Source organism: Streptomyces sp. NPDC054840, assembly GCF_053611065.1.
This window is the reverse complement of the sequence record NZ_JBSGZP010000603.1, coordinates 1-4586: the sequence shown is the minus strand read 5'-3', so window position 1 is coordinate 4586 and position 4586 is coordinate 1. Positions and strand designations below refer to the sequence as shown.

Below are 4586 nucleotides of genomic sequence, written 5' to 3'. Positions count from 1 at the left end.
GCCCACGGCAGGCGGGCGGCGGCGCTCCTCACCGATGAATCAGCTGCCTTCGGTGATCTGCGGGGCAGGCTCGCTCTTGAAGTTGGCCGGGCCGAGGTTCTGGTCCACGGCCTTCTGCCAGCTGCCGTCCTCGACCATCTTCTTGAGCGCGGCGTTGATCTTGGTCTGGAGCTCCTTGTCGCCCTTCTTCAGACCGATGCCGTAGTTCTCGTTGCTCAGGCTCAGCCCGACCAGCTTGAACTTGCCCTTGTTCTTCTCCTGCGCCGCGTAGCCCGCCAGGATCGAGTTGTCCGTGGTCAGGGCGTCGACGGCCTTGTTCTCCAGGCCGGTCAGGCACTCGGAGTAGCCACCCTGCTCCAGCAGGTCGGCCTCGGGGGCCAGCTTGGTCTTGACGTTCTGCGCCGAGGTGGAGCCGGTGACCGAGCAGAGCTTCTTCTTGTTCAGGTCCTCGGCCTTGGTGATGCTCGTGTCGTCGGCACGGACCAGCAGGTCCTGGTGCGCGAGGAAGTACGGGCCGGCGAAGTCGACCTTCTCCTTGCGCTTGTCGTTGATCGAGTAGGTCGCGACGACGAACTTCACGTCGCCGTTCGCGATCAGGTTCTCGCGCTCGGCGCTGACGGCCTGCTTGAACTCGATCTGGTCGGGCTGGTAGCCGAGCTCCTTGGCGACGTAGGTCGCCACGTCGACGTCGAAGCCCGTGTACTTGCCGTCCGGGGTCTTAAGGCCCAGACCGGGCTGGTCGTACTTGATGCCGACGACGATCTTGTCCTTGGCACCGCCGGACGCGCCGCCGTCACTGGCGGCGTCCTTCTTGCTGCCGCCACACGCGGTCGCGGTCAGGGCAAGGGCTACGGCGACGGCCGCGGCCGCAGCGGCCTTGGAGATCTTCATGGTGAACTTCCCTCGGATGAGACGTTGTTGAACGACGAGCGAGGCTTACGGCGCCCGCGCGGCCGACAGGAACGATCCGGCGGCGATCCGCATACGGATGACTACCAGAAGCAAACCTCAGTGGTGCAGGATCTTCGACAGGAAGTCCTTGGCGCGGTCACTGCGCGGGTTGCTGAAGAACTGCTCGGGGGTGGCCTCTTCGACGATCTTGCCGTCGGCCATGAAGACGACCCGGTTGGCCGCCGAGCGGGCGAAGCCCATCTCGTGCGTGACGACCACCATGGTCATCCCCTCGCGGGCGAGCTGCTGCATGACCTCCAGCACCTCGTTGATCATCTCCGGGTCCAGGGCCGAGGTCGGCTCGTCGAAGAGCATCACCTTCGGCTCCATGGCCAGCGCCCGGGCGATGGCCACACGCTGCTGCTGACCACCGGAGAGCTGCGCCGGGTACTTGTCGGCCTGCGTTCCGACGCCGACCCGCTCCAGCAGGGCCACCGCCTTCTCGCGAGCCGCCGCCTGGTCGGTCTTGCGGACCTTCTGCTGGCCCAGCATGACGTTCTGCAGCACCGTCTTGTGCGCGAAGAGGTTGAACGACTGGAAGACCATGCCGACGTCGGCGCGCAGCCGGGCCAGCTCCCTGCCCTCGGAGGGCAGTTCCTTGCCGTCGAGCGTGATGGTGCCCGAGTCGATGGTCTCCAGGCGGTTGATCGTCCGGCACAGCGTGGACTTGCCCGATCCCGAGGGACCGATCACCACGACTACCTCACCGCGGGCAATGCTCAGATCGATGTCCTGAAGCACGTGCAGCGCGCCGAAGTGCTTGTTGACGTTGCTCAGTACGACCAGGTCGTCTGCGGCACCGGCCGCGTCCTGCACGTCCTTGGTCACTGATACTCCGCTCATCGGCTTCTTGCTCCGTCCTCCTCGGTTGGGAGGACAGTAGTGACGTGACGCGCACAACGTCATCACATCTGAGGGAGAATTGAGGATAACGATCCGGCCTCTTCCGGATACGCTCCGTGCGCGCCACCCGCGTGGTCGATCATGTCCGCGTACCGGGTGCATAACGGAAGGCGCGCCGGGGCGGGCCCCCCTTGACGTGGGACTCCGCATCGGCGTGGATGCATGGTGGCCCTCCGTGCGGCCCCACGTGTGACCATGCGTGGTGAAGTCCGAGTGGGAGAAGAGGAGAGGGGGACGGCATGAGACTGCTGCTCGTCGAGGACGACGACCACGTCGCGGCAGCCCTGTCAGCGATCCTCGCCCGCCACGGCTTCCAGGTCACCCACGCCCGCAACGGTGAAGAGGCCCTGCAGGCGCTCCTGCCCGCCGGCGCAACGGCCGGCCCCCAGCCCTACGGCGTGATCCTGCTCGACCTCGGTCTGCCCGACCAGGACGGCTACGAGGTGTGCGGCAAGATCCGCAAGCGCACCGCCACGCCCGTGATCATGGTGACGGCGCGGGCCGACGTACGCTCCCGCATTCACGGCCTGAACATGGGCGCCGACGACTACGTGGTCAAGCCCTACGACACCGGCGAGCTCCTCGCCCGTATCCACGCCGTCGCCCGGCGCACCGGCGCGGCCGAGGAGGCCACGGGCCTAAGCGCCGGTACGCCCGCCACCGTCCGCCTCGGCTCCGTCAGCATCGAGCTGCCCACCCGCCGGGTCAGCGTGGACGGCGCCGACGTACCCCTCACCCGCAAGGAATTCGACCTGCTGGCCCTGCTCGCACAGCGGCCCGGCGTCGTCTTCCGCCGCGAGCAGATCATCAGTGAGGTGTGGCGCACCAGCTGGGAGGGGACCGGGCGCACCCTGGAGGTCCACGTCGCCTCGCTGCGCTCCAAGCTGCGCATGCCCGCCCTCATCGAGACCGTCCGAGGGGTGGGCTACCGGCTCGTCGCCCCGGCCGCCCCCTAGGGGCCCCCTGCCGTGCGTGCCCGTCTGCTCCCGCTGCTCGTCATCCTGATGGCGGGCACGCTCCTCGCCCTCGGCTTCCCGCTCGCGGTGAGCCTGGCCGCCGGGCAGCAGCAGCGCGTGGTGGTCGACCGGATCGACGACAGCGCCCGCTTCGCCGCCCTCGCGCAGTTCTTCATCGACGCGGAGGGCTCGGGATCCACCGGCGCCGCCGAACGCCGCGAGATCCTCGGGCTCGAACTCGCCCGCTACCAGACCCTGTACGGAATCCGCGCCGGCATCTTCTTCCGCGACGACAACGCCCTCGTCCGGTCCCCGAGCTGGTGGACCCTCCCGCAGTCCGGCGAGGGACGCCGGGCCCTGGTGGAGGCGCTGGCCGGCCGGCGCAGCCACGATCCGCCTCAGGTGTGGCCCTGGCAGACCGACGGCAAACTGCTCGTCGTCTCCCCGGTCGTCCTCGACGGCGACGTGGTCGCGGTCGTCGCCACCGAATCACCGACCGACCAGATGCGCGCCCGGATCCTGAAGGGCTGGCTGCTGATCGCGGGCGGGCTCGCCGCCGCCATGCTGGTCGCCTTCGGCGCCGCCCTCAGGCTCACCAGCTGGGTGCTCAAGCCCGTGCAAACCCTGGACGCGGCCGCCCACGGCATCGCCACCGGACGGATGAACTCGCGCGTCGCGGCCGCCGGCGGGCCCCCGGAACTCCAACGCCTGGCGCACTCGTTCAACGAGATGGCCGACAACGTCGAAGAGGTCCTGGAACAGCAGCGGGCGTTCGTCGCCGACGCCTCCCACCAGCTGCGCAATCCGCTCGCGGCGCTGCTCCTGCGGATCGAGCTGCTCGCCCTCGAACTGCCCGAGGGCAACGAGGAGATCGCCTCCGTGCGCACCGAGGGCAAGCGCCTGACCCAGGTCCTGGACGACCTGCTGGACCTGGCGCTGGCCGAGCACGCCTCCGCCGAGATCGGCCTCACCGACATCGGGGCCCTGACCGCCGAGCGGGTCGCCGCGTGGCGGCCGTACGCCGAGGAGAAGGGTGTACGGATCACCGAGACGGGCCGGACGGCCATCACCGGCTGGGCCGACCCCATCGCCCTGTCCAGCGCTCTCGACGCCGTCATCGACAACGCCTTGAAATTCACCCCCACGGGCGAGGACGTCGAAGTGTCCGTCTCCTCCGAGGGGCGTTCCGTCCGCGTGGTCGTCGCCGACCGCGGCCCCGGCCTCACCGAGGACGAGCTGCTCCGCGTCGGCGACCGGTTCTGGCGCAGCGGCCGCCACCAGAACATCAAGGGCTCCGGGCTCGGTCTGTCGATCTCCCGGGCCCTGCTCGTCCCGTGCGGCGGGTCCCTCTCCTACGCGAAGAACCCGCCGCACGGGCTGCGGGTGACGGTGGCCGTCCCGCGCACCGACCCCCGGGGCGCCTGAGCCTCACTGGGTTCCGGCTACCAGACGAGCGTGGTGCGGGCCGCCTCCGACACCGCGTACAGCTCGTCGACGGCCCGGACCTCGAAGGCCGCCGCCCGCTCCCGCCTGGCGCGCGGGACGGCGGGCAGGTACAGGGCGGTGGCGCAGGTGCCCCCGAGGAAGCGCCGGGTCCCGTCCGGGAGGACCCGCCACACCTCGTAGTGGCGCGGCCGCCCGGGACCGGCCGCCGCCCGCCAGGACAGGCGCAGCCAGGCCCGGCCGTCCTCGCGGGCCGAGGCGCCCACGGCCGGTGCCGTGGGCGGGGCCGGGCGCCGGGTGCAGGTCTCGTCGTGCACCGAGAGGGCGCCGGCC

Annotated in this window: 5 protein-coding genes; 2 read left to right on the top strand and 3 right to left on the bottom strand. The window is 70.0% G+C overall.

Annotated features, from left to right (window positions below):
• Positions 1-39: 39 nt before the first annotated feature.
• On the bottom strand, positions 40-891 hold the full coding sequence (locus tag ACWGIU_RS30510) for a glutamate ABC transporter substrate-binding protein (RefSeq protein ID WP_453711203.1): 852 nt from the start codon (positions 889-891) through the stop codon (positions 40-42).
• A gap of 117 nt (positions 892-1008) precedes the next feature.
• Positions 1009-1794: an amino acid ABC transporter ATP-binding protein gene (locus ACWGIU_RS30505; RefSeq protein WP_453711201.1), complete on the bottom strand. Its 786-nt coding sequence runs from the start codon at positions 1792-1794 to the stop codon at positions 1009-1011.
• 299 nt (positions 1795-2093) lie between these two features.
• Between ACWGIU_RS30505 and ACWGIU_RS30500 the strand changes: the two genes are divergently transcribed.
• On the top strand, positions 2094-2810 hold the full coding sequence (locus ACWGIU_RS30500) for a response regulator transcription factor (protein WP_453711199.1): 717 nt from the start codon (positions 2094-2096) through the stop codon (positions 2808-2810).
• Positions 2811-2822: 12 nt separating this feature from the next.
• The gene (locus ACWGIU_RS30495; RefSeq protein WP_453711197.1) at positions 2823-4235 is read left to right on the top strand and encodes an ATP-binding protein; all 1413 of its coding nucleotides are present in this window, start codon (positions 2823-2825) and stop codon (positions 4233-4235) included.
• 17 nt (positions 4236-4252) lie between these two features.
• Here ACWGIU_RS30495 and ACWGIU_RS30490 read toward each other — a convergent pair.
• Positions 4253-4586, bottom strand: a 334-nt coding sequence (locus tag ACWGIU_RS30490; RefSeq protein WP_453711196.1) for a GH85 family endohexosaminidase C-terminal domain-containing protein, incomplete at its 5' end; no start/stop codon positions are given.